This is a genomic window from Terrimonas sp., from assembly GCF_003075435.1.
Taxonomy (GTDB): Bacteria; Bacteroidota; Bacteroidia; order Chitinophagales; family Chitinophagaceae; genus Agriterribacter.
In genome coordinates, this window is record NZ_QCZJ01000004.1 from 132,747 (window position 1) to 156,069 (window position 23,323).

Genomic DNA, 23,323 nt, shown 5'->3' on the forward strand with positions numbered 1-23,323 from the left:
ATATCAGCGCCTTTCAATCTTATATTCCTTTGGCGGTACTGCATTTAAAAGATGTTGCACAAAATAATCCCACCTGCGGCGCATCATATAATAGCTGTCTGCGCCAAAACCATGTCGGGCATTAGGAAATATAAGTAAATCAAAATCTTTATTTGCTTTCACTAACGCATCCACAACAAGATATGCGTTGTAAGGCGGCACGTTATCATCCATTCCACCATGAACGATCAGGAGTTTGCCTTTAAGGTTTTTTGCATATACCTGGTTGGCTTGTTTTTCATAGTTGTCACCGTTAAGCAAGCCGATATATCTTTCGCCCCAATCATCTTCATAATTACGATTGTCATGGTTGCCCGATTCCGAAATGCCTACTTTAAAAAAATCAGGATACCTGAACATTGCAGCGGCTGTTGCAAAGCCTCCGCCGCTATGCCCCCATATGCCAACCCGGTCAAGATCAATATAACTGTATTTTTCTGCCAGTTGCTTTAAGCCTGCTACCTGGTCTGGCAATGTGTTAACGCTCATATCGCCATAGCACTCATCATGAAAAGCTTTTGATCTGTCAGGATTACAACTGCCTTCCAGTCTCATTACAATAAAACCTAACTCTGCTAATGCCTGAAAATCTCCTGCCATAGGCCGGAAAGACCAGCTACTGACGCTTCCACCCTGCGGACCGGGATAGATATATACTACCACAGGATATTTTTTGCCTGGTTCAAATTGTGAAGGTCTGTAAAGCAATCCGTACAAATCATATTTTGCATTGGCAGATTTTACCGTGAATATTTCAGGGGCTACCCATCCTGCATCAATCAATGGTTTGATATCTGTTTTGCCGAGTGCTGTAATTATTTTTCCATGTATGTTTCTGAGCTCTGTTACAGGCGGAGTAACAACTGTTGAATATTTATCTATAATGAATAAACTATCAGGTGAGAAACTGATGGAATGGTCTCCCGGAGCTGGAGTAAGCGAAATAAGGTTTTTTCCGTTAAAGTCTATTTTATAAAAATGGCTGTAATATGGATTTTCCCCGGGTTCTTTTCCTTTTGCTTCAAAAATGATCTGTTTGTTTTTGGGGTTTGCACTCAGCATTCGCGTTACCACAAAATCACCCTTTGTGATCTGATGCTTTATATTACCGCTAACGGCATCATACATATACAGATGCCCCCATCCGTCTCGTTCAGAATACCAGATAACTTCATTTGTTTCAGGAAGATATTTCCAGTTTATAGCACCTTGTCCTGATTCATATTGGGTGGCAACACTTTCCTGGAATATAGTGTTGATATCGCCGGTTTGTGTATTTGCAATCCTGAATGTTGCTATCTTATGATCACGGCTAACCGAAACAAAAGCCAGTTGTTTTCCATCAACTGTCCATTGGTTGTCATCAAAATTACCGCTACATGCAATATCATCGCAGAGCGTTCCACGCCTGTCATCAGCAGGCATTTTAAACCGGACCATTGCTCCACTCTCCACATCAATTACCAGGCGATGTATTTTAATAATGGCGCTGTCTCCGGGTAATGGATATTTCCACTGTTCCAGCTCAGGCGAACCAACTTTTGTGCGAACCAGGTACATGTCTTTTACATGCCGCTGGTCCTGCTGAAATGTGGCGATCTTTTTGCTATCCGGCGACCATAGTACTATGGCGTTATTGGAATGTTTCCATCCTGCATTATCCGTAGCATAACCAAAATCTTTTACACCATCCGTTGTTAATTGCTTTTCTTTTCCTGTCTCAATATCCTTTACCCACAGGTTCCAATCTTTAATAAATACTCCCTTTTTACCATCAGGTGATGTTACAAGAGAACCGGTTCTGTTAATACGGGGGTTATTACTGTTTACAGCAGCGGGCTGACCGGTTGCAATGCTTTTTTTATTCTTTTTGGGATCAATAATTGTATAGGAGCTTTCACCCGGTGTTTTAAACCAAAGTCTGCCGTCCGGCAGCCATTGTATATTTATATCCTGTTTTGCAAAAACTTCTGAAACTTTAAAGCCTAGTTTGCTCACTGCCCTGTCATAATCCGCTGAAGTTAATATTTTTTTATCCTGTGCATTGATTGATAAGTTGGCTACAATGCAGGTTAACGCAAATGCGATACGGATTAATACAATGAATAGTTTTCTCATGATCTGTGATTTTTTACTTAAACGAGCATGTTGGCAAATTTGAGTAAAAAATCACAGCAGAGAAAAAATATTGTAAGGCTTTTACAAAGTAAAAAAGCCATTCGTGAAAGGTGAGACCCCAAACGTGAAATGCTCACACCTTGCCTTTAGCTGTCACGTCTCACGATTAACCAAATATACTGGCTTAGTTAAAACTCGCTTCATCAGCGCTTGGCCCATAGCTGCCTGGTATCGGAATATCCAGCAAGCGGAGATATACACCTAATTGTGCCCGGTGATGAACAACCTGGCAGTAAGTAATCCGGATGAACTCACCTCTTGTGGAAGTGCTGTAAATTTCTTTTCCATTTCTCAATGTCCATGCAGGCTGCAAATCTTCATCCGCAGCCTTACTTAAATGAGCTTTGCCATCTTCCAGTGATTTTTCAAAATATGCCATCAGCTCTTTACCGTTATTAATAATCACCGGGTTGTATGGTGCTGTGGCAAAATCAAGCTCATTCGTGTTCAGCACCATGCTTACCCATGTTGGCAGTTCCGCAATATGGGTAGAGAGCTGGCGTACAGTCATACTTTTAGGATGCGGTTTCCAGTCGTATTTGTCATCAGGAACACGCGATAACATTTTCCTTGTGGTTTGAGCTTCCTGCTCCATTTCTTTTAAAAGCGTTGCGATCATTGACATAGTTGTATTGTTTTGTACAACAAAATAACAATGCCCCACTGTCAGCCCTATGGCAGTGTGAATAATAGAAGAAACTTTTTTTGAAATAATTATTGTGAAGACTTCCTGATGTCGAGCTTACTTTCTTTAACCGGTTTTTCTACAGGAGCCTGGCCATCCTGCAGTTTAAAATCAAACACCTTATCAACGTGTATCCATCTTCCATTCTGCCATTTGAATGCTTCATAGTCTCCATCCGGCACATAGGTATACTTTTTTTCAGGCTCATTATTTTCCGGTATCAGGTGATCAAATAAGATCAGGTTTAATTCATTATCGTAACGCATTAAAGCATTAGCATCTTTCTTATATTCAATAGAAAATCTTGCCTGCGGAGGAGCCGGTGCCCCGTTTTTTGTCAGGTTAAAGAATGGTGCGCCTCCAAAAACAGGTTTGCCATCCTGGTTGAAGGTTAAAACTTCAATGCGTTTTTTTGTGCTCTTAAATGAGTTTTCGTCATAGCCAAGTAAGGTATAATATTTTTGACCATTATAGGTATTGAGGAGTATTTTATAATAAATAGCGCCAACCCAGTTATCGTTGCCTAATGCGGCATTGTTGATGTTTTCAATAGCGCTGGTTTTATCAATAAGGGGAAATAATACCAGCTCACCGTTTGCTGTATTCATTTGAATAGCACCGTGCCTGCGGAATACGCTCTCATCTTTTACTACCTGCCAGGTAAAAATCCTGAAACTGCTGTCAGGTGCATATAATCTTGAAATGGTTTGTAAGGAGTCGAAAGGATAGTAAAAGGAATGGGGTTCTTTAAGCGCTCTTACCAGCATTTTTGTAAAAATACTGTCTGCATTAAAACGATCAACAGGTGAAGCCGCATTTACAATACTAAAAGCATATTGTTTCATCGAATCTTCACGGGATTGCATTGATGCGCTGAATGTTTTTTTTGCAGACTGTGCATAAGCATCAACCGATAATATCCAGCAGCAGGAAATGCTCAGCAAAAGAAAATATGTGTGTAAGCGCTTCATAGAATGATGTTTGCAAAAATACTAACTATGTCGCTTAACAACGGCAAATCACCGGGAATAGTGCTTAAAGTTTTGATAAAAGACAGGATTTCAACCATTAAGAAGTTAAGAACCATTAAGCCAATTATTCGGGATACTAAATTCTCTTAATTCCTTAATGGTTCAAAAAATTGAGTATCAGAGTTACCCGTTCCTTTAGATACATACTTTTAAGCCAAAGGCTCCTGCTGGCTCAGGCAATGGAAGCTCCCCAATCCCCAGATAATATCTGTAGAATCGATGCCCACCACCTTCCGCTCCGGAAAACATTGCTGGATAATTTGCAGTGCCCTGTCATCTTTGGCACAATTAAAAATGGGTACCACTACAGCAGCGTTAGAAATGTAAAAGTTTGCATAAGATGCCGGCAGCCTTTGATCTTCATATATCACCGCATCAGGCATGGGCAGCTCAATAATATTGAGTTGTTTGCCATTAAGCAGGCGCATTGCTTTCAATTCTGAAAGGTTTTGCTGAAGCAGGTAATAGTTATCGTCATTCTTATCTTCTTCCACCACAGTAAGCACAGTATCTTCATTCACAAATCTAACCGTATCATCAATATGCCCATCAGTATCATCACCCACAATTCCTTCGCTTACCCACAGTACCTGATCTATTCCGTAGTAGTGAGATAAATATGCCTCAATTTGTTCCTGGTTTAATTGAGGATTACGATTGGGGTTCAGCAGGCAGGCAGTTGAAGTAAGCAGGGTTCCTGTCCCATTAAATTCAACAGAACCTCCTTCCATTACAATGCCGGGATGATATACGGGGATGTTATATTTCTCCCCGATTAATGTAGGAATAACATCATCCAGGTCGTAAGGAGGATATTTGTTTCCCCAGGCGTTATAATCCCAGTCAACAATAACTTTCTTTTGTTCAGCATCAGGATTAATCAAAAAAGCAGGACCATGATCACGGCACCATGCATCATTGGTAGGATGTAAATAAAAAGCGATTTTGTTAAGATCAACACCAGCTTTCAATAACTGTGCTGTAGCGAAGTTTTGCATTGCTTCGTCAGCCACGTTAATGTGCACACTTTCACCTGCAGAAACCTCTTTTATAAAAGCGCAATAATTTGGATAGATTGATGCGATCTTTCCAGGCCATGACGCTTCTTTATGCGGCCAGCTCAACCATGTTGCACTATGCGGCGCAAACTCAGCAGGAAAATAATAGCCAAGCTTTTTCGGTGTTGAAAAATTAAATGGCGAAGGATTGGCAGATGTTGCAGCTTTGCTCACTATAGTATCTTATTAAAATTTGAAAGTTGGTATTATGCTTCTTCGTCTATATACCGTTTTGTTATAGGCTGGTAGCTGTCAATTCTCCTGTCGCGGAGAAAAGGCCAATGTGTGCGATACCTGTCAGATTTTTCTGTGTCCAGTGTAATTACATACACTTCTTCCTTATCATGAGGCGCCTGGTATAAAACAGTTCCAAATGGGTTTGATACAAATGAACCGCCCCAGAATTTCATGGCGCCGTCCTGCTCAAAACCAGCTCTGTTCACACTTACAACATGCACGCCATTGGCTACCGCATGACTGCGTTGAATGGTTTGCCATGCATTGTATTGCTCGGTATTGGTTGCTTCATCCTGGGATGTTGCCCAACCAATAGCTGTGGGGTAGAATAAAATTTCAGCGCCCATTAATGATGTTATCCGTGCTGCTTCAGGATACCACTGATCCCAGCAAATCAATACACCAATGGTAGCAAATTTTGTTTTGAAAACTTTATACCCGAGGTCGCCGGGAGTGAAATAAAACTTTTCGTAGTATGCAGGATCATCGGGAATATGCATCTTACGGTATTTGCCAAGATAAGTGCCATCCGCATCTAATATGGCAGTGGTATTGTGGTATAAACCCTCCGCTCTTTTCTCAAAAAGCGAAGCGATAATTACAACGCCTTTTTCTTTAGCAACCTTACTTAATGCATCTGTGGAAGGCCCTGGTATAGGTTCTGCCAGCTTAAAATTATTGTAGTCCTCCACATCACAGAAATACAACGAGGTGAACAGTTCCTGGAGACAAACGATCTGCGCTCCTTTATCTGCCGCTTCCTGCACTTTTGTAATTGCCTTATCCAGGTTTCCCTGCTTATCTGCACTGCAGGTCATCTGCACAAGACCAACATTAATTTTTGCCATATTCCTTTGATTAAGGGTGCAAAATTAACTGGTAAAATTCAATTTTACGGGGAGAATAATTAGCCTGCGGTAAGCAGTAGCTAAACTGCTGTTAAATTTGCATTTACGGGAGGACTATTATATCCATATTGTCTTTTGGATGACTTTCCTTTTTATTGGTTTTACATTCATACTGTCTGTGCGGTTTTCCCTTTTGCGTATTTGGTCAATACCCAACCTTCTTTGTTCCGCTAATAAAGTGTGTTGTAAGGCTTGAACTTTTTTTTGGTTTAAATTCTTCTGAATTAACTGTTGCAGGTATTTTTCAGCTACCTGTCTTTTTTGATCAGCCTTTAAAATCTCATTTAAAGATTTTGATTCGCCTGCAATAATGAATTTGAGGTCTTTGCCTATTACATCCAGGTTGATAGAATAGGATTTTTCTAAATCACGCTGTGCCTGTTCCCAGTCAGTATTATTAAAGTACAGCTCAACATCTTTTGAGAAGGCTATTCTGTCTTGTTCCGGGTATTCACCGGCAAATGCCATAGGATATTCAGGAGTAAAAATCATGTTTCTTCTCACCTCAACACCACCTGTTAATGGGTCAGTAGCGGCGATACCAGGAGGATTTGGTGGTGCCGGCGGAGCAACGGCTGTGCCCGGGAATACTGAATCAACAGTAGTGATATTTGCAATTACATGATTCTTATCCTTAATGATTTTAATGCTTTCAGTCCTGGCTGAAGGAGTATTTTTTGTGCCGGCTGTGGGTTCAGCAGAAGCAATTGCCTGCTCGCTTGTAATAGTTAATGCTTTATGCATAGTGTGCCGGGCGATAGTTGTTGATGCATTATTGATATGCTGATCCGGCGAGGGCGAAAGCCAGGCAAGCGATAAAAGAATAAAGGCGGTTATTACCAGTGCGGTCAGTTTCTGACCATAGTTGAAGCTGGTATTTTTTACATTCATTATCCTTTTTACCCTGCCTAATAGTTGTCCGCTTTCCCCGGTAGCGGCTACAGCCAAAGGCTGTATACCAATACGCATTTTTTCAAGAGAAAGTAGTGCTGATGCATAGCTGTGCGGATCAATGGTATGGCAAAGCACAAGATCATCGCAGCAGTGTTCTCTTTCTTTTTTTAATGACTGTGCCAGTAAATGCACAAAGGGGTTGAAGAACAAAACAGTTTCTATTACTGAAGCAACAATATTTATTAAATAATCATTACGGCGAATGTGTGCCAGCTCATGTAATAATACAGATTCAACCTGCGGTATGGTAAGATGATTGAATGTTGCAACAGGAAGCAGTATGATGGGTTTTAAAAAATCCATTGTAGCAGGCACATCTATTTTTTCACTCAGAAATACTTTTACCTTTCTTTTAATGCCAATGCCCGCCGCGTATTTATTAACAAATGTCAGCCAATGATCTTCCAGCTCAATCAGCCCCTGCGTTTTTAATTGTACAGAAAAAATATAAGCTCTGGTAAGTTTAATTAACAGGATAAGCAATATGATAAGATATGCGGCGGAGAGGTAAGGTAGAAAACTATTGAAAGCTGTGGTGATACTGCTGCCTGCAGCGCCTTCAGTTGCTGATATGCTGAACAATGCCTGTGCAAGGGTGATATTGTTGTTGGCAACATTTTCCAGCGATTGTTTTAATGCAGCTACCTCATTATAATTCTGAGCAAACGTAATACCAAACCATGCGAATGAAATAAATAAAAATGATACAGCAACTGAATGTTTTAAGGCAGGTGAAACTTTTCTTCCTCCGCTGCTTATCACCTGGTATGCTAACCATAGCAACGCTGCCTGCCAGAGGCTTGAAGCAATTGTCCAACCCAATGCTATTAAAAGCGGGGAATCGTATAATGCAGTCATTGTTTGCGGTTTTGATTATTGCTTTTTCAATGAATTCAATAATTGCTGAATTTCTTCCAGTTCATCTTTGCTGGTTTTGTGGTTGCCGAGTGCCTGCATAACCAATTGCGCGGGAGAGCCGGAGAAAAGCCCGTCAATCATTTTTCCCACAAGATGTTTCTGCGTTTTTTCACGGCTTACGGCTGCCTGGTATATATGCGTTTTTGAAGAGTCATCGCGGCTCACCAACCCTTTTTCATGCATGATCTGCATTAACTTGAGGGTGGTAGTATAGCCTACATCCTTGCTTGCCGCCAGCACTTCATGTACTTCTCTTACGGTTGCTTCTTCTTTATCCCACAATACCTGCAAAATCTCCAGTTCACTTTCTGTGGGCTTGCCTGGTTTTTGTTGCGCCATATTTACGATTTTGTTCGTAAGCTAAAATACGATTTTGTTCGTATCTGGCAAAAATGTTTTAAAATTCTAAGAAACAGTTTAAAATTAGTTTTTAAATAATCATTGATATATTTCCCGCTACGAATTCCGGTGTCTGCCCGGAGGGAATGGGTTTGTTGCACAAAGAGCCGCGAAGAAGACACAAGGTTACACAGAGCGTTTTATTATTCTTTGTGCAACTTTGTGTTTTTTTGTGCCTTTGTGAGATAACCAGGTTGTTATACTGGAATTATTCGTAATCATTAGCGTGATTTGTGGCTAAGAGTTGCGCAATACATTATAAAAGCGGCATACACAAAGTTGTATGCCGCTAAGCTATCAGGATCGAAGGAGCTTTACTTCTTCATTAATTTGATAATATCTGTTGTGCCATCTTTATTGATGATCTGCAGCATGTATATACCACTTTGCAGTTGTTGTATATTCATATTAAACAAGCCGCCGTTCTGGCTTAATGATGGCCTGTATTGCATTACTGCCTGGCCGCTGGCGCTCAATACATTTACCTGCGTTATGGCTTTGCCTGCTTTAACCGTTACCTGGTTAGATACAGGGTTGGGGTATACCCTCAATGATGCGCCCTCACAGTTCATTTCTATTAAGCGGATAGGAGTGCTGCTGTATTGACCGTCAAAATCAACCTGTGTTATGCGGTAGTAGCTTTTTCCGCTCAAAGGAGCTTCATCTGTATATTCATACGATTTTGTGGTAGTGCTGTTACCTGCCCCACTTACCTGTGCAATGGTGCTGAAGTGTATACCGTCCTGGCTTCTCTCAACATTAAAGTGGCTGTTGTTTTGTTCGGTATATGTTTTCCATTGTAACAGCGCTGTGCATTTAACAGGTTTTACTGTAAAGTTGCCAAAGGTTACCGGTAAAATAGCGCTAACGCTTCCTATAGCTAATGCTGTAATAGTAACCCCTGCCGGAATAATACCGGTAAGCGTGGAGCCTTTCGTTACGCCTGTAGCTCCCGTATTACCGCTGAGATTGATCCATTTTTCAGTGCCGGCATTCCAGCCTACCAAACGCAAATCGCCCGCTGCTGCCGAAGAACTCTCAAGGCTGGGAATAGAAACCGTAATGGTTTGATCATGACTTAAAGCTATAGCCGAATATGTATCATCACCTGTAGACTGATAATGCCAGTCCCAAAAACCAATGGCAGATACAGCAGCTATCGGGGCAGTCAGGTTTGTTGTTTCAGTATAGTTTATGGATCCACCTGCACCACCAGATGTTCCGGTGAGGTCAATGGTTGTATTAGGGTCACCATCTACCCAACCCACGGTTAACAAAGTACCCCAATCATCTAACGTACCCGAGCGCTGCAACTGGTACGCTTCTGTAGTATTTCCTACCGGGTAAATAAAATTGCCTCCATGCCCGCCTGCACCGGTTGAATTATTAAAATGTACAAATTCCGTAACAAATCCATCCACGTGCTGGGCATCGCTTAATGCTGTGCTATATTGATAGGAGGCATTGTTTACAAAGGCGATGGCTCCCTGTATCGGATAATCCCTGTTGGTTGTTGTTATACCATTATTGAAATATAACTTTTTTGTAACCATTATACCGCAGGGAGGCATACCGAAATTTTGTTCCCCATACTGAAAAACACCTTTATAATTCGTAATATTCATAATATTACTTACACCAATGTTGAAATACACATCATCGAAAATAATATTACCGTTACCTATAATATTATTTGTTCCCTGAAATTGAAAGTTATCTACGTTGTTGCCAATTTGGCCAAAATTTGCTTCATTATAACTAAAATCTGTTGCCCATGCATTGTCTGCAGGCGCACTTGGAAATCTGAACGTTTGAGTTGTGTGATTATAAGTAACTCCGTTTATTCGAAATCTTATACTATTTACTGTAGTTGAACCTCCAACAACGCCCGAATCTGTTAATATTGCATATCCAGGAACACTTCCATCCCAGGTTACCTCATCATTATAGTTAATACTTTGCCCAAAAACCGTTACTGAAAAAACTACAGCAATCAACAAGGGTAGAATAAACTTCATACAAAAATTTTATTAATTATAGACGTCAGGATGAAATGCACTATTTAGTACGCAAATAGTTAATATAGGAGCCTGGTGTGTAGTTTTTTCAAAAGAAACTTGAATAATGGCGGGGTGATTCAAGGATGGAATACTTAGGATACAGGGGAAAAGAGTTGTGAAGATATGAAAACTTACAAAACCAAAAAGATATTGATCGTAAATTTTCTATGTTTAAATACGTTTAAAGTGGCTTTTCAGATGCGTATTTAAACAAAAAGAGGCAATTTTAAAAATTGCCTCCTGATAATCAATGGTTACTATGCTTTTTATAAGAAGTTATCCTATGTCAAATTTATTCTTCAATCAGGCTGATAACAATTTATTAGCGAAAAACAGCACATTATTGAGCTGTTTTTTCCATCTTGCCCACCATTTCAATATTGTTTTTCTTAACCGCTGCATGGTCTTTTGTACCAAACATTTGAGCCAGTGTTGGCGCAATTACCAATGATACAATAGACATCAGCTTAATAAGAATATTCATAGAAGGACCGGAAGTGTCTTTAAATGGATCTCCAACAGTATCACCGGTTACAGATGCTTTATGCGGCTCCGATTTTTTATAGTACATCTCTCCGTTTATCTCAACGCCTTTCTCAAATGATTTCTTCGCATTATCCCATGCGCCACCGGCATTATTCTGGAACATGCCCATCAATACACCGCTAACAGTAGCGCCGGCTAAAAATCCGCCCAGTGCTTCGGGACCTAATAAAAAGCCTATGATCAATGGAGAAACGATAGCTATAGCGCCGGGCAGCATCATTTTTTTAATAGACGCTTCGGTTGAAATAGCCACACATTTATCATATTCAGGCTTGCCTTTTCCTTCCATAATTCCGGGGATGGTACGGAACTGGCGGCGTACTTCTTCCACCATGCTCATAGCAGCTTCACCAACAGCGCGGATAGCCAGCGATGAGAAAATGAATGGTATCATACCACCTACAAAAAGAGAAGCTAATACTTTTGCTTTGTAAATATCAATACCATCAATACCTGCCACACCTACAAACGCTGCAAACAGCGCCAGCGCAGTTAATGCCGCGGAAGCAATCGCAAAGCCTTTACCGGTAGCGGCGGTAGTATTACCCACGGCATCCAGCACATCAGTTTTTTCACGAACTTCTTTAGGCAGTTCACTCATTTCTGCAATACCACCCGCATTATCAGCTATAGGACCAAAGGCATCAATTGCCAACTGCATAGCGGTTGTTGCCATCATACCGGCAGCGGCAATAGCCACGCCATATAATCCTGCAAATTCATAAGAACCCCAAATACCACCTGCCAGCACTAATATGGGTAAAAACGTAGATTCCATACCAATCGCCAAACCGCCAATTACGTTGGTAGCATGACCGGTAGAAGATTGTTTGATGATAGACATAACCGGGCGTTTACCCATTGCTGTATAATGCTCGGTTATGATGCTCATTAAAGCGCCTACAACCAAACCAACGGCTATAGCGCCCAATACACCCCATTTGGTAAAGCCATGACCACGAAGCGTCATTGTTTCGGGTAAGATATAATATACCAGCCCGATGGATACCAGCGCTGTAAGTATTATAGACCCCCAGTTACCAAGGTTTAATGCTTTCTGCACATTATCTGTATTGATACCTGCAGCATCACTTACCCGCACAAACCAGGTGCCTACTATTGAGAATATTATACCTGCTGCAGCAATGAGCATTGGTAATAAGATCGGTGCAAGCCCGCCAAAATTATCAGTTGATTGTGTTTCCTGGCCTAACACCATTGTTGCAAGAACGGTTGCCACATAAGAACCAAAAAGATCGGCGCCCATGCCCGCAACATCCCCTACGTTATCTCCCACGTTATCTGCAATAGTTGCAGGGTTACGGGGATCATCTTCAGGAATACCTGCTTCTACCTTACCCACCAGGTCAGCACCAACATCGGCAGCCTTGGTATAAATACCACCGCCCACGCGGGCAAATAACGCGATACTTTCAGCGCCCAATGAAAAGCCTGTTAATACTTCAATGGCTTTAAGCATAGCGTCTGAATATTCCTGTGTGCCTGCAGTATAACTGCCAACAAACTGCATATATAAAATGATGAATACACTGCCTAAACCCAGTACTGCCAGACCGGCAACACCCAATCCCATTACAGAGCCACCGGTAAAGGATACCGATAAGGCTTTAGACAAACTTGTTTTAGCCGCCTGTGCCGTGCGCACATTGCTTTTGGTTGCTATGCGCATGCCTATATAACCGGCAGCAGCGCTGAACACAGCGCCTACTACAAATGCAATAGCAATAGACCAGTGTGAATGAGGATTTGCCTGGGCCATTACACCTAAAAGAATAGCTACAATTACCACGAAATAGCCAAGAATTTTCCATTCGGCTTTTAAAAACGCCATAGCGCCTTCAGCGATATAATTGCTGATTTCTTTCATGCGGTCAGAGCCGGCATCCTGTTTAGAAACCCAGTTGAATTTCACGTAAGTATAGAGCAATCCAAGAAGTCCCATTGCGGGCACGAGGTAGAACAATTTGTCCATAATCGTTAAGTTCTGATTTTGTGAGTTTTTTGGGTGGCAAAAATAGGGGATTAGAGCCTAATAACGCCATTTACCGAAAATATTCAGGCTTTTTAATTGCCAGCCAAACCCGGGGCAGGTAATCTGCTATATCACCCGCTATTAAGCCTTCTTCGGATTTTTCAACAGCCGCCACATCTCCGGCCAGCCCATGCAGGTAAACGCCGGTTACTACTACTTTTTCAGGGTCGCTGGTTTGGGCATATAATCCAAGCAATATACCGGTAAGCACATCGCCACTGCCGGCGGTAGCCATTCCGGGGTTACCGGTAGGGTTAAAATAGCCTTTCCCACCCGGGGTGGCAATAAAGGAATAAAAGCCTTTTAATACAATATATGCCTGTAATGCTTTTGCTTTATCAAGCGCCAGTTGCATCCGGTCAAAATCGTTTTCAGCTTTGCCGAAAAGCTTTTCAAATTCTTTGGGATGTGGGGTAAGTATGGTATTTGCCGGAAGCTGGCCCAGCAAACTCGGGTGCGCAGCCAGTATGTTTAAGCCATCGGCGTCAATAATCAGCCTGGCAGGCTTTTGCTGTAATAATGTTTTAAGCACTGCAACAGTTGCTTCACTTTGCCCTATACCGGGTCCAATTGCATAAGCATCATATTGCATTTTTAACCGGAGGCTGGTATGATGTGTTTCATTTTCATCAGTTACGCACATAGCCTCAGGCACAGTGGATTGCAGCACAGCATAACCGCATTTAGGAATATAACAGGTAAGCTTGCCTGCTCCGCTTCTCATGCAGGATTGTGCTCCTAACACTGCCGCCCCCATCATACCATGACTGCCGGCAATAAGCGCTGCGCTGCCATAAGTGCCTTTGTGTGAGAATCTTTTCCTGGGCGAATAACAGTTATGGATTGTTTTGTGGGATGTTATTTCAAATGCGGCATCAGTATGATTGTAAAAATCGCGATGCAGACCTATATCGAGTACTGTTACTTCTCCAGTACATGGCGCATTTTCCGGCAGCAAAAAAGCAAGTTTCATTATCTGGAAAGTGAGCGTATGTGCTGCCTCCGCTATAGTGTTTCCTTTTGAGCTTTTGTCGGCAAATAATCCGCTGGGAATATCTATGGAAACAATAGTTGCTTTAGATTGATTGATATGCTTTACCAAAACGTCGGCTATGCCAGATAATGGTCTGTTCAATCCATAGCCGAAAAGCGCATCAATAATGATATCCTCATCTCTATGCTCCGGAAACAGATCCGGGGAGGATAATAATACCGGTGAAATATTATGTTGCAGCAACCGCTCAAAATTGGACTTGAAATCCGCGGACTGTGATCCATCTACAAAATATACCTGTACTTTTCTTCCCCGGAGCAATAAAATCCTTGCTATTACCAAACCATCTCCGCCATTATTACCCGGGCCGCAATAGATAATGATGTTTTTATTAAGATCAGTATGTTGAATAACCCACTCCGCGCATTTTGTAGCGGCACGTTCCATAAGGCCTAAAGAACTTACAGGTTCATGCTGCATGGTATATTCATCCCATTGTTTTATTTGCGCCGCGGAAAAGATTTTCATGTTATTGATCGAAACAGTTTTGTCTTTACAGTCCGTAAACCTATAGGGTTTGCAGCGCTGAATCGCCGGGCTTCAAACCCTATAGGTTTAATGGCCCACAGCGCATCGCTCATCTCCCACATCCCATCGCTCATCGCCCATTACCCAAAGCTTCATCAACTACAGCCTTAAATTTAGTATACATTTCTTTCCCTTCCGGGCCGGAACCCGGCTTTACAAGTAATATAGCTGCATAGTTATTTTTCTTATCAATAAACGGCCACGTACCGCCGAACGATGGGCTTGCAATTACCGTTCCTTTGCCACCGTCTTCTTCCATCAGCCAGGCGCCAAAACTATAATGCAAACCTTCTGTACCTTTTGGGGTATACTTAACCGGTAGTTCAGGAAACTGCGGCGTACTTAATGCTTCAATGGCTTTATCACTCAATATTTTTTTGCCTTCAAATGTACCGTTATTCAGCAGCATCGCCAGGAAATTGATATAGTCGTTAGCAGTTGTTTGTGCGCTTGTGGAAGGGTTTACCGACATATTATCATTGAAAAAAGTAGTATTCCTCATCTTTAACGGACGAAGAATTTTTTCAGCGATGATCCTGTCAAATGTTTTTTTACTTACCACTTCCATCATACGCCCTGCTATATCCATTCCTACATTACTATAGTAAAATTCGGTTCCGGGATTGGTTACAATTTCTTTCTTTTTAGCAAAATGCTCCATTTCCTCTTCCAAAGATTCAAACTTCATTTTAGGCGCTAATTTTCCGATACCTGTTTTTTCACCTTCCAGCCCGGTTGTATGGGTAAGCGATTGTTTTAAAGTTATATATCCTTTCATGTATTTTGCAAGGATAGGTATCAGCTTGTTTACCCTGGTATCAAGGGTAAGTTTGTTTTCCTCTATATAGGTCATTGCCAGCGCCGCTGTAAGCCACTGACCGCTTGCACCAATCCAGACCGGCGTTTTACTGTTAAAATCCTCGCTGGTCTCTTTGCGGTATACTACTTTGCCATCCTTCCAAACCAGCGCAATCACTTCGCCGCCAAGCGCTTTCTTGTTCTTTTCAATAAAGTCATCAATCGTTGAAAAATTTGATTGGGAAAAGCCTGCCTGTAATAATAGCAGAAAACTTAATAAAATACTGAAATTCAGGCAGATTGATCTAAATTTATATGACATATTTTCTACTGTGTTTCTTTGGATTGTGTTTTGCTGTAATGAGTAAAGTTATTTTAAAACAGACAAAGGAAATCTTAAAAATATGAATCTGAATAATTTCACTATCAAAGCGCAGGAAGCTATCGCCAAGGCACAGCAGATAGCTTTCGATAACCGCAATGCGAACATTGAAAGTGAGCACTTGCTGAAGTCTTTATTAAGCGATGATGATTCTCCCATAGAGTTTTTGTTGAAGAAGAATAATGTGAATGTGAATTTTGTGGAATCAAAGCTGGATGAAAGCATTGCAAAACTTCCCAAAGTTTCGTCAGGAGAACCTGCCCAATCGGTGAGCAGGGATTTTAATAATATCATTCTTCGTGCCGGCTCATTACTGAAAACATTCGGTGATGAATTTGTAAGCGTTGAGCATTTGTTGCTCGCTGTTTTACAGGGCAGTGATAATACCGCTAAGTTATTAAAGGATGCGGGGCTGACTGAAAAAGGACTGGTCGCTGCCATCAAAGATCTTCGTAAAGGTTCAACTATAAATTCTCAAACGCAGGAAACGCAGTTTAATGTGTTGAGTAAATATGCCAAAAACCTGAATGAAATGGCAAGGCAGGGCAAACTTGATCCTGTAATTGGCCGCGACGAAGAGATACGCAGGACATTACATATACTTTCGCGCCGCAATAAAAACAACCCTATGCTGGTGGGTGAGCCCGGAGTGGGTAAAACCGCCATAGCAGAAGGATTGGCTATGCGTATTGTAAATGGCGACGTTCCTGAAAATTTGAAAAGCAAAACCATATATGCGCTGGATATGGGACAGTTGATTGCAGGCGCTAAATATAAAGGCGAGTTTGAAGAGCGTTTGAAAGGGGTGGTAAATGAAGTAGCAAAAAGCGAGGGCGAGGTTATTTTATTTATTGATGAAATACATACACTTGTTGGAGCCGGTGGCGGCGAAGGCGCTATGGATGCTGCCAACATTCTGAAACCCGCTTTAGCCCGTGGTGAATTAAGAGCCATTGGTGCCACTACTTTAAATGAATATCAAAAATATTTTGAAAAGGATAAAGCACTGGAAAGAAGGTTTCAGAAAGTGCTGATTGACGAACCAAGTGTAGAAGATGCAATTTCAATTTTGCGTGGTATTAAAGACCGTTACGAAACGCATCACCATGTACGTATAAAAGATGAAGCGATCATAGCTGCGGTTGAATTATCTAACCGCTATATCGCCGATCGTTTTCTGCCTGATAAAGCTATTGACCTGATTGACGAAAGCGCTGCAAGACTTCGTTTGGAAATGAATTCCATGCCGGAAGAACTGGATCAGTTGGAAAGACAGATCCGCCAATTGGAAATTGAGCGGGAGGCCATCAAACGTGAAAATGATGAACCAAAATTAAAAGAGCTGGCTAAAGAAATTTCTGTATTAAGCGTGGAAAGAGATACGCTCAAAGCCAAATGGCAACAGGAAAAAGAACTGGTTGAAAAAATACAGGCAGGTAAGGCAGATATAGAAGCTTTAAAGTTGGAAGCCGAAAAGGCCGAACGCAACGGCGACTATGGCCGCGTGGCTGAAATACGCTATGGTAAAGTAAAAGAAGCGGAGCAAAACATTAATAAATTTACTGCGGAACTGAATGAAGTAGCACCTGAAAAAAGATTATTAAAAGAAGAAGTAGACGCAGAAGATATTGCGTATGCCGTAGCTAAATCTACCGGCATACCGGTAACAAAAATGCTGCAAAGCGAGAAGGAAAAATTATTGAATCTGGAAGATGAACTGCACAAACGTGTGGTAGGGCAGGACGAAGCGATTGAGGCGGTGGCTGACGCGATACGCAGAAGCAGGGCCGGGTTGAATGATCCTAAAAAGCCAATAGGTTCGTTTATATTTCTCGGCACTACAGGTGTTGGTAAAACAGAGCTTGCCAAAGCATTAGCAGGTTACCTGTTTGATGATGAGAACATGATGACACGTATTGATATGAGTGAATACCAGGAAAAACATTCTGTAAGCCGTTTGGTAGGTGCGCCTCCGGGGTATGTAGGTTATGATGAGGGTGGTCAGCTAACGGAAGCGGTCAGACGCAAACCCTATAGCGTAGTACTGCTGGATGAAATTGAAAAAGCGCATCCTGATGTATTCAATATTCTGTTGCAGGTATTGGACGACGGTCGTTTGACGGATAATAAAGGCAGGGTAGTGAATTTCAAAAACACTATTATCATCATGACCAGCAATATGGGAAGCCAGGTGATACAGGACAATTTTGAAAATGTTACAGAAGCCAATAAAGAAGAAGTGGTTGAGCGGACAAAAGTTGAAGTGATGAATATGCTGAAGCAAACCATTCGTCCTGAGTTTTTGAACCGTATTGATGATGTGATCATGTTCCAGCCTTTGATGAAGAAAGAAATACGCGGCATCATTAATATACAATTGAATCAGCTTAAAGATTTGCTTGCAGTGAATGGCATTGAGCTTGAGTTTACAGATTATGCTATAGATTATCTTGCAGATAATGGTTACGATCCGCAGTTTGGTGCAAGACCTTTAAAAAGGCTTATTCAAAAGGAGATCATTAACCAGTTAAGTAAAAGAATACTTGCAGGTGATATAGATAAATCAAGCCCTGTGCTGGTGGATGTGTTTGATAATACGGTTGTATTCAGGAATGAACAACCTAAGGAGAAGAAGGAAGTGAAGAGTGATAAAAAGAAGAAAACGGTTTCTTAATAGTTTTGAATATAAAATGAAAGGTTCGGCAATCCGGGCCTTTTTTTATTTCCTGTTGCGAGCGCAGATTCCTCCTGCGTCGGAATGACAAGCTGAACTACTATGTTGAGCTATAGTACAAATGCTAAACAAATGCCCCAATGCTGAACACAGTGCCGCTGCTTGTCATTCCGAGTACCAAACCTGATTCAGGAAAAATATAAAGATGACATTTGCTTTCTTTCTACAAACAGTTGGCCGCTATGCGGCAGGATGCCGGTTACAGCTTATAAGTTCCCGGCTTACCTGTTGCATTATTCACTGGTTATTTCACGGAGGTACACGAAGGCTACACAAAGCGCCACAAAGCATAATAAAACGCTCTGTGTAACTTTGTGTATGCTTTGCGGCGCTTTGTGTAGCAAATCCTGTTTCGCCGATGCGAACACCGGAATTCGTGGTAGGAAATATATCAGGGGTTATTTAAAAATAACTTCGGGCATCCCCAATACACAGAATGGAACACAGATAAAACGGATATGGCGGATATTTACGGAATGTATTGGTGTTTATCAGTATCATCAGTGTATTCCGTGTGCTATTCTATAAAAAGTATTTGTTGTAATGCTAAATCATTATACACACGGCGCAACGCAGGAAACCTGATTTTCAATTCATCCATAATGATGTTATTATAACGCAGGAGGAATCCATTGCAACGTGATGCATATGCAAATAGCAATGGATGCCGATAACCGGTCTGTTGCTGTTCAGGTTTGGTCAGGCATTATTTTATCAGCGCCCATTCCAAAAAATCAGGCATAACGGTTTTCCAGGCTTCAATATTATTGGTGTTTGCTTTTTGATAAGCAATATCAGCAGTATTTATAAAACTTTTATTACCGAGTAATTGTATCAATGCATTTGTGTTAGCTTCTATATCAGTTGCATCATCACTTTTAATTTCGGCAGCCCCGTTTTTACCTGCATAAAACCAATATTGTGTTTTGGGTCTTTTTCTTGAAGCTTTTATCTTTTCATACATTTCTCCGTTAGCAGAGGTGTCGGCTTTGCTTTCTTTTCTTGAAAATGCGCCGGAAAATATACCCGCTTTCGAAATTTTATCCGCATTATCCCAGGCAATATCAAGTGCAGATAAAGCGCCTGCGCCAAAGCCCGCTATGGTAACCGTGTTAAACTTTCTCACCCCGGCATTTTTCTTAGCATAAGCATACAGCTCATTATCAATAAAACAGGCATAATGGTCTGCTTTGCTTCCTGCTCCCCCGGACCTGGCATAGTCAGAAATACCATACTCCTGCAGGCGGTTACCGGCATGTACACCTACAATTACAACAGGAGTAATTTTTTTAGCCGCATATAAATCCGCTACTATTTCCTTCATGCCGATATCATCAAGCAATTGTCCATCATTAAAAATGATAAGGTTCAGTTTCGACTTATCATCCGGAACAGGTGTATTAATGATGGTAAGCTTCACCTGCCGCTGTAAATGCCTTGAATAGAGCTGATCGTTTTGTTCATTCACTTTTTTGCAGGAACAAAATGCCAATGCATTCAGTGCAACAAAAAATACAGTATTAAACCGGTAAATCATCATAACATTAAATATACAGCAATAAAAAAGGTGAAAGAAAATCATTCCTTCACCTTTCTGTTTCATCGGGATAATTATTTATGCGCTAACTGCTTTGTTTACCAAAGATGCAGCTTCGCTCAATAAGATAGCGGATTGCACTTTCAGGCCGCTTTCTTCTATTAGTTTTTTAGCTTCCTCGGCGTTAGTACCCTGCAAACGAACAATGATAGGTACTTTAATATCGCCAATAGAATTATAAGCATCAATAACACCCTGGGCTACACGATCGCAACGAACAATGCCGCCAAAAATGTTGATCAGTATCGCTTTTACTTTAGGGTCTTTCAGAATAATACGGAAGCCGGCCTCCACAGTTTGAGCATTAGCTGTACCTCCCACATCAAGGAAGTTAGCCGGTTCACCACCGCTTAATTTGATCATATCCATAGTAGCCATAGCCAATCCTGCGCCATTCACCATACAACCTACGTTTCCATCAAGCTTAATAAAGTTAAGATTGTATTTATGCGCTTCCACTTCAGTAGGATCTTCTTCACTAACATCGCGTAACGCTTCAAGATCTGTATGACGCATCAAAGCATTATCATCAAGATTCATCTTACAGTCAACTGCGATTATTTTATCGTCACTGGTTTTAAACAGCGGGTTAATTTCAAGCATACTGCAATCCAGCTCAACATATGCTTTATAGAGATTGGTAACAAACCTCACGCAATTTTTAAATGCTTCACCACTTAATCCTAAATTGAAAGCGATCTTTCTTGCCTGAAAGCCAAGTAATCCGCCGGCAGGATGCACCCATTCTTTAAATATTTTATCAGGAGTATCATGTGCAACCTGCTCAATATCCATACCACCTTCAGTGCTGTACATGATCACATTTTGTCCTTTGCCGCGATCAAGCAGAATAGAAAGATAAAATTCCTTTACAGGATTGGGCCCGGGATAGTATACATCCTGGGCAACCAATACTTTACTAACCAGCTTACCAGCGGGGCCGGTTTGTATTGTTACCAGCGTTCCGCCGATGATATTGCCGGCGATGGTTTTAATGTCTTCGGCGCTTTTACCAACGGCAACACCACGCTGTTCTGTTCCCTGTATTTTTCCTTTACCGCGTCCGCCTGCATGTATCTGGGCTTTCACCACAGCGAAACTGTTACCATATTGTACTTTCAACTGTTTGTAAGCTTCTTCAGCTTTTTCGGCAGTATCTACAGGTATACCGTCTTGTACAGGAACGTTGAATTTCTTGAGTAGCTCTTTAGCCTGGTATTCATGCAAGTTCATGGTTCAAAAAAATTTCCGCGAAAATAACGTAGAATGAGCGAATAGAAAAATCGGGAATAAGGTACATTTTAATTGGGGTACGAAAGAATGGCACACGGAGCACAAATATGATTTTCTGTTTATTTTCAATCAGTCCCCGATGTGGTGATAAATTTCCTCAATTAATGTTTATCATCATTCGCTTAACTCCAAAAACAAGTTTTTATATTCTGGGTAAGGTTTTTGTAGTTTTGCTACCATTCAACATTTCTATATTAAAAATTACAATCATGAAATTAAGCGTAAATGGCAGATCTGTGCTTTTTAGTACAATCGTTTTGCCTGCAAGTATTTTCTTTTTTTCCTGTGGTGGAGGTTCAAGCTCTGAATCTGCTGAAGCTACTGTAGACAGTACTCAAAATATGCCGGCGCATGATCATGCCGCAGCCACAGACAGCGTTCCTGCAACTGTTCCGTTGGTAAAGCAGGCTGAAGTAATAATAGCCGCAACTTATACAGATACTGTAGTAAATGGTAAAGCAAAATTTGATGCATTGGATAATGGTAAAGTAAAAATGGAATTGGAAATAGAAGTGCCCTCTAAAGCTGGCAAAAGCGTTGCGGTTCATATTCATGAACATGGTGATTGCGGAGATAATGGAAAAGCTACTCACGGTCACTGGAATCCAACCAATGCACAGCATGGCAAATGGGGTAGTGCCAGTTTTCATTTAGGTGATATTGGCAATGTGAAATTAGATGCCAAAGGAAAAGGCACCTTGACTATGGAAACAGATTTATGGTCTTTGGGTGGAACTCCTGATAAGAATATTCTTGGTAAGGCTATAATTGTGCATGGCGGGGTAGATGATTATACCACTCAGCCAACCGGTAATGCAGGTTCAAGAATTGGTTGTGGCGTAATACAATAATTATTAACTCAGGCATTTATCAAAGAGCTGTCATTTTTATGGCAGCTTTTTTAATTATATCATATCCCCCAACAGGTGTATACCCGTTATAAAAAAGTGAATTTTGCCAGGTTGCATTTACATCCGGTTTAATTATTTACTTTGCACATTAAATCTGGCAAGGCCAAAACTAATAGCTGGTTTGTGCCGGGCTGAACACACACATGAATAAAGAACTAGCGCAGCAGATTTTTGACAAACAGCAGATGCTGGAAGATGTTCCGCCAAACAGTGTAATCTCGGATTGGGCATCACGCCTTATTTGTCTTTTATACCCGGAATTATCAGACAACAATAAAAAAGGTACACAAGAGATAGAAGCTACATTTAAAGTATTACAAAGTGAACTTGCTGTAATGCTGCGGGCTACCAAAGCATGCTGTAATTGCGATATAGATAAAGTGGCTGCAGATTTTTTTAAAGCAGTACCTGAGCTGTACAGAATTTTAAATACGGATGTGTCTGCTATTCTTAATGGTGATCCTGCTGCAAAAAGCGAATTTGAGATCATACGCGCATACCCTGGATTTTATGCTTTATGCTTCTACAGGATTGCGCATTTGCTGCTGCTGCTTGATATACCACTTTTACCAAGAATACTTACTGAGCACGCCCATTCCAAAACGGGTATTGATATTCACCCCGGGGCTGTAATTGGTGAGCATTTTTATGTTGATCATGGTACCGGCATCGTTATTGGAGAAACGGCTATTATTGGTAGCCATGTTAAACTATACCAGGGCGTAACGCTTGGTGCATTGAGCGTTGACAAGAGTATGGCTTCCACTAAAAGACATCCTACCATTGAAGATAATGTGATCATTTACTCCAACGCAACTGTGTTGGGCGGTAATACTGTTATAGGAAGAAACAGCATCATCGGTGGCAATGTCTGGCTCACTGGCAGTGTAAAGCCCGGGTCGCTGGTATATCATAATTCAGAAATAATAATTGAAGAAAGAAAATTAAAAAGCTATTAGA

At 41.2% G+C, this 23,323-nt stretch carries 17 protein-coding genes; 4 read left to right on the forward strand and 13 right to left on the reverse strand.

The genetic code is table 11. The annotated features are described in order from the left end of the window. Positions 1-3 precede the first annotated feature (3 nt). The 3 genes from DC498_RS06575 to DC498_RS06585 form a co-directional block, all read right to left on the reverse strand. Positions 4-2,157 carry a S9 family peptidase gene (locus DC498_RS06575; protein ID WP_116873351.1) on the reverse strand — a complete coding sequence of 718 codons (2,154 nt, stop codon included), beginning with the start codon at positions 2,155-2,157 and terminating at the stop codon, positions 4-6. Positions 2,158-2,341: 184 nt separating this feature from the next. Then, entirely contained in the window at positions 2,342-2,836 is a 495-nt protein-coding gene (locus tag DC498_RS06580; RefSeq protein WP_240627895.1) for a DinB family protein, read from the reverse strand. Between the two features lie 95 nt (positions 2,837-2,931). Further along, a complete protein-coding gene (locus DC498_RS06585; protein ID WP_116873353.1) occupies positions 2,932-3,873 on the reverse strand; it encodes a hypothetical protein in 942 nt (313 codons plus the stop codon). Between the two features lie 27 nt (positions 3,874-3,900). Between DC498_RS06585 and DC498_RS26630 the strand changes: the two genes are divergently transcribed. Next, positions 3,901-4,023: a hypothetical protein gene (locus tag DC498_RS26630; protein WP_255415832.1), complete on the forward strand. Its 123-nt coding sequence runs from the start codon at positions 3,901-3,903 to the stop codon at positions 4,021-4,023. A gap of 59 nt (positions 4,024-4,082) precedes the next feature. On the opposite strand, the gene DC498_RS06590 is transcribed toward DC498_RS26630, so the two are convergent. The 8 genes from DC498_RS06590 to DC498_RS06625 all read right to left on the reverse strand — a co-directional run bounded on the left by DC498_RS06590 (position 4,083) and on the right by DC498_RS06625 (position 15,768). After that, positions 4,083-5,165 carry an agmatine deiminase family protein gene (locus DC498_RS06590; RefSeq protein ID WP_116873354.1) on the reverse strand — a complete coding sequence of 361 codons (1,083 nt, stop codon included), beginning with the start codon at positions 5,163-5,165 and terminating at the stop codon, positions 4,083-4,085. Positions 5,166-5,197: 32 nt separating this feature from the next. Further along, complete coding sequence (locus DC498_RS06595) at positions 5,198-6,076, reverse strand: carbon-nitrogen hydrolase (protein ID WP_116873355.1); 879 nt, start codon at positions 6,074-6,076, stop codon at positions 5,198-5,200. A 117-nt stretch (positions 6,077-6,193) separates the two neighbouring features. After that, on the reverse strand, positions 6,194-7,948 hold the full coding sequence (locus DC498_RS06600; protein ID WP_116873356.1) for a M56 family metallopeptidase: 1,755 nt from the start codon (positions 7,946-7,948) through the stop codon (positions 6,194-6,196). A gap of 15 nt (positions 7,949-7,963) precedes the next feature. Then, entirely contained in the window at positions 7,964-8,347 is a 384-nt protein-coding gene (locus DC498_RS06605; RefSeq protein ID WP_116873357.1) for a BlaI/MecI/CopY family transcriptional regulator, read from the reverse strand. 374 nt (positions 8,348-8,721) lie between these two features. Beyond that, positions 8,722-10,425, reverse strand: coding sequence for a T9SS type A sorting domain-containing protein (locus DC498_RS06610; RefSeq protein WP_116873358.1), 1,704 nt, complete (start codon positions 10,423-10,425; stop codon positions 8,722-8,724). A gap of 382 nt (positions 10,426-10,807) precedes the next feature. Then, positions 10,808-13,006, reverse strand: a complete 2,199-nt coding sequence (locus tag DC498_RS06615) for a sodium-translocating pyrophosphatase (protein WP_116873359.1) — start codon at positions 13,004-13,006, stop codon at positions 10,808-10,810. 70 nt (positions 13,007-13,076) lie between these two features. Beyond that, positions 13,077-14,588 (reverse strand): NAD(P)H-hydrate dehydratase, encoded by a 1,512-nt coding sequence (locus DC498_RS06620; RefSeq protein ID WP_116873360.1) that lies wholly within the window; start codon positions 14,586-14,588, stop codon positions 13,077-13,079. 130 nt (positions 14,589-14,718) lie between these two features. Then, positions 14,719-15,768, reverse strand: a complete 1,050-nt coding sequence (locus DC498_RS06625) for a serine hydrolase domain-containing protein (protein ID WP_116873361.1) — start codon at positions 15,766-15,768, stop codon at positions 14,719-14,721. 82 nt (positions 15,769-15,850) lie between these two features. On the opposite strand from DC498_RS06625, the gene clpB reads away from it, so the two are divergent. Beyond that, a complete protein-coding gene (gene clpB / locus DC498_RS06630; RefSeq protein ID WP_116873362.1) occupies positions 15,851-18,502 on the forward strand; it encodes an ATP-dependent chaperone ClpB in 2,652 nt (883 codons plus the stop codon). Between the two features lie 766 nt (positions 18,503-19,268). Here the strand turns inward: clpB and DC498_RS06640 are convergent. Together DC498_RS06640 and sucC are read right to left on the reverse strand one after the other, a co-directional pair. Further along, positions 19,269-20,165, reverse strand: coding sequence for an alpha/beta hydrolase (locus DC498_RS06640; protein WP_116873364.1), 897 nt, complete (start codon positions 20,163-20,165; stop codon positions 19,269-19,271). 12 nt (positions 20,166-20,177) lie between these two features. Next, the gene (gene sucC, locus DC498_RS06645; protein ID WP_116873365.1) at positions 20,178-21,392 is read right to left on the reverse strand and encodes an ADP-forming succinate--CoA ligase subunit beta; all 1,215 of its coding nucleotides are present in this window, start codon (positions 21,390-21,392) and stop codon (positions 20,178-20,180) included. Between the two features lie 269 nt (positions 21,393-21,661). Here sucC and DC498_RS06650 point away from each other — a divergent pair, with 269 nt between their 5' ends. Then, positions 21,662-22,303, forward strand: coding sequence for a superoxide dismutase family protein (locus DC498_RS06650; protein WP_240627897.1), 642 nt, complete (start codon positions 21,662-21,664; stop codon positions 22,301-22,303). Positions 22,304-22,506: 203 nt separating this feature from the next. Next, a complete protein-coding gene (gene epsC / locus DC498_RS06655) occupies positions 22,507-23,322 on the forward strand; it encodes a serine O-acetyltransferase EpsC (RefSeq protein ID WP_116873366.1) in 816 nt (271 codons plus the stop codon). Position 23,323: the final 1 nt, after the last annotated feature.

What these genes read in the sequence shown, in the direction of transcription:
- epsC (WP_116873366.1), top strand. Translation starts at nt 22,507, where the DNA reads ATGAATAAAGAACTAGCGCAGCAGATTTTTGACAAACAGCAGATGCTG.
- DC498_RS06610 (WP_116873358.1), bottom strand. Translation starts at nt 10,425, where the DNA reads ATGAAGTTTATTCTACCCTTGTTGATTGCTGTAGTTTTTTCAGTAACG.
- clpB (WP_116873362.1), top strand. Translation starts at nt 15,851, where the DNA reads ATGAATCTGAATAATTTCACTATCAAAGCGCAGGAAGCTATCGCCAAG.
- DC498_RS06605 (WP_116873357.1), bottom strand. Translation starts at nt 8,347, where the DNA reads ATGGCGCAACAAAAACCAGGCAAGCCCACAGAAAGTGAACTGGAGATT.
- DC498_RS26630 (WP_255415832.1), top strand. Translation starts at nt 3,901, where the DNA reads ATGTCGCTTAACAACGGCAAATCACCGGGAATAGTGCTTAAAGTTTTG.
- DC498_RS06580 (WP_240627895.1), bottom strand. Translation starts at nt 2,836, where the DNA reads ATGATCGCAACGCTTTTAAAAGAAATGGAGCAGGAAGCTCAAACCACA.
- DC498_RS06595 (WP_116873355.1), bottom strand. Translation starts at nt 6,076, where the DNA reads ATGGCAAAAATTAATGTTGGTCTTGTGCAGATGACCTGCAGTGCAGAT.
- DC498_RS06575 (WP_116873351.1), bottom strand. Translation starts at nt 2,157, where the DNA reads ATGAGAAAACTATTCATTGTATTAATCCGTATCGCATTTGCGTTAACC.
- DC498_RS06615 (WP_116873359.1), bottom strand. Translation starts at nt 13,006, where the DNA reads ATGGACAAATTGTTCTACCTCGTGCCCGCAATGGGACTTCTTGGATTG.
- DC498_RS06650 (WP_240627897.1), top strand. Translation starts at nt 21,662, where the DNA reads ATGAAATTAAGCGTAAATGGCAGATCTGTGCTTTTTAGTACAATCGTT.
- DC498_RS06640 (WP_116873364.1), bottom strand. Translation starts at nt 20,165, where the DNA reads ATGAAACAGAAAGGTGAAGGAATGATTTTCTTTCACCTTTTTTATTGC.
- DC498_RS06600 (WP_116873356.1), bottom strand. Translation starts at nt 7,948, where the DNA reads ATGACTGCATTATACGATTCCCCGCTTTTAATAGCATTGGGTTGGACA.
- sucC (WP_116873365.1), bottom strand. Translation starts at nt 21,392, where the DNA reads ATGAACTTGCATGAATACCAGGCTAAAGAGCTACTCAAGAAATTCAAC.
- DC498_RS06620 (WP_116873360.1), bottom strand. Translation starts at nt 14,588, where the DNA reads ATGAAAATCTTTTCCGCGGCGCAAATAAAACAATGGGATGAATATACC.
- DC498_RS06625 (WP_116873361.1), bottom strand. Translation starts at nt 15,768, where the DNA reads ATGTCATATAAATTTAGATCAATCTGCCTGAATTTCAGTATTTTATTA.
- DC498_RS06585 (WP_116873353.1), bottom strand. Translation starts at nt 3,873, where the DNA reads ATGAAGCGCTTACACACATATTTTCTTTTGCTGAGCATTTCCTGCTGC.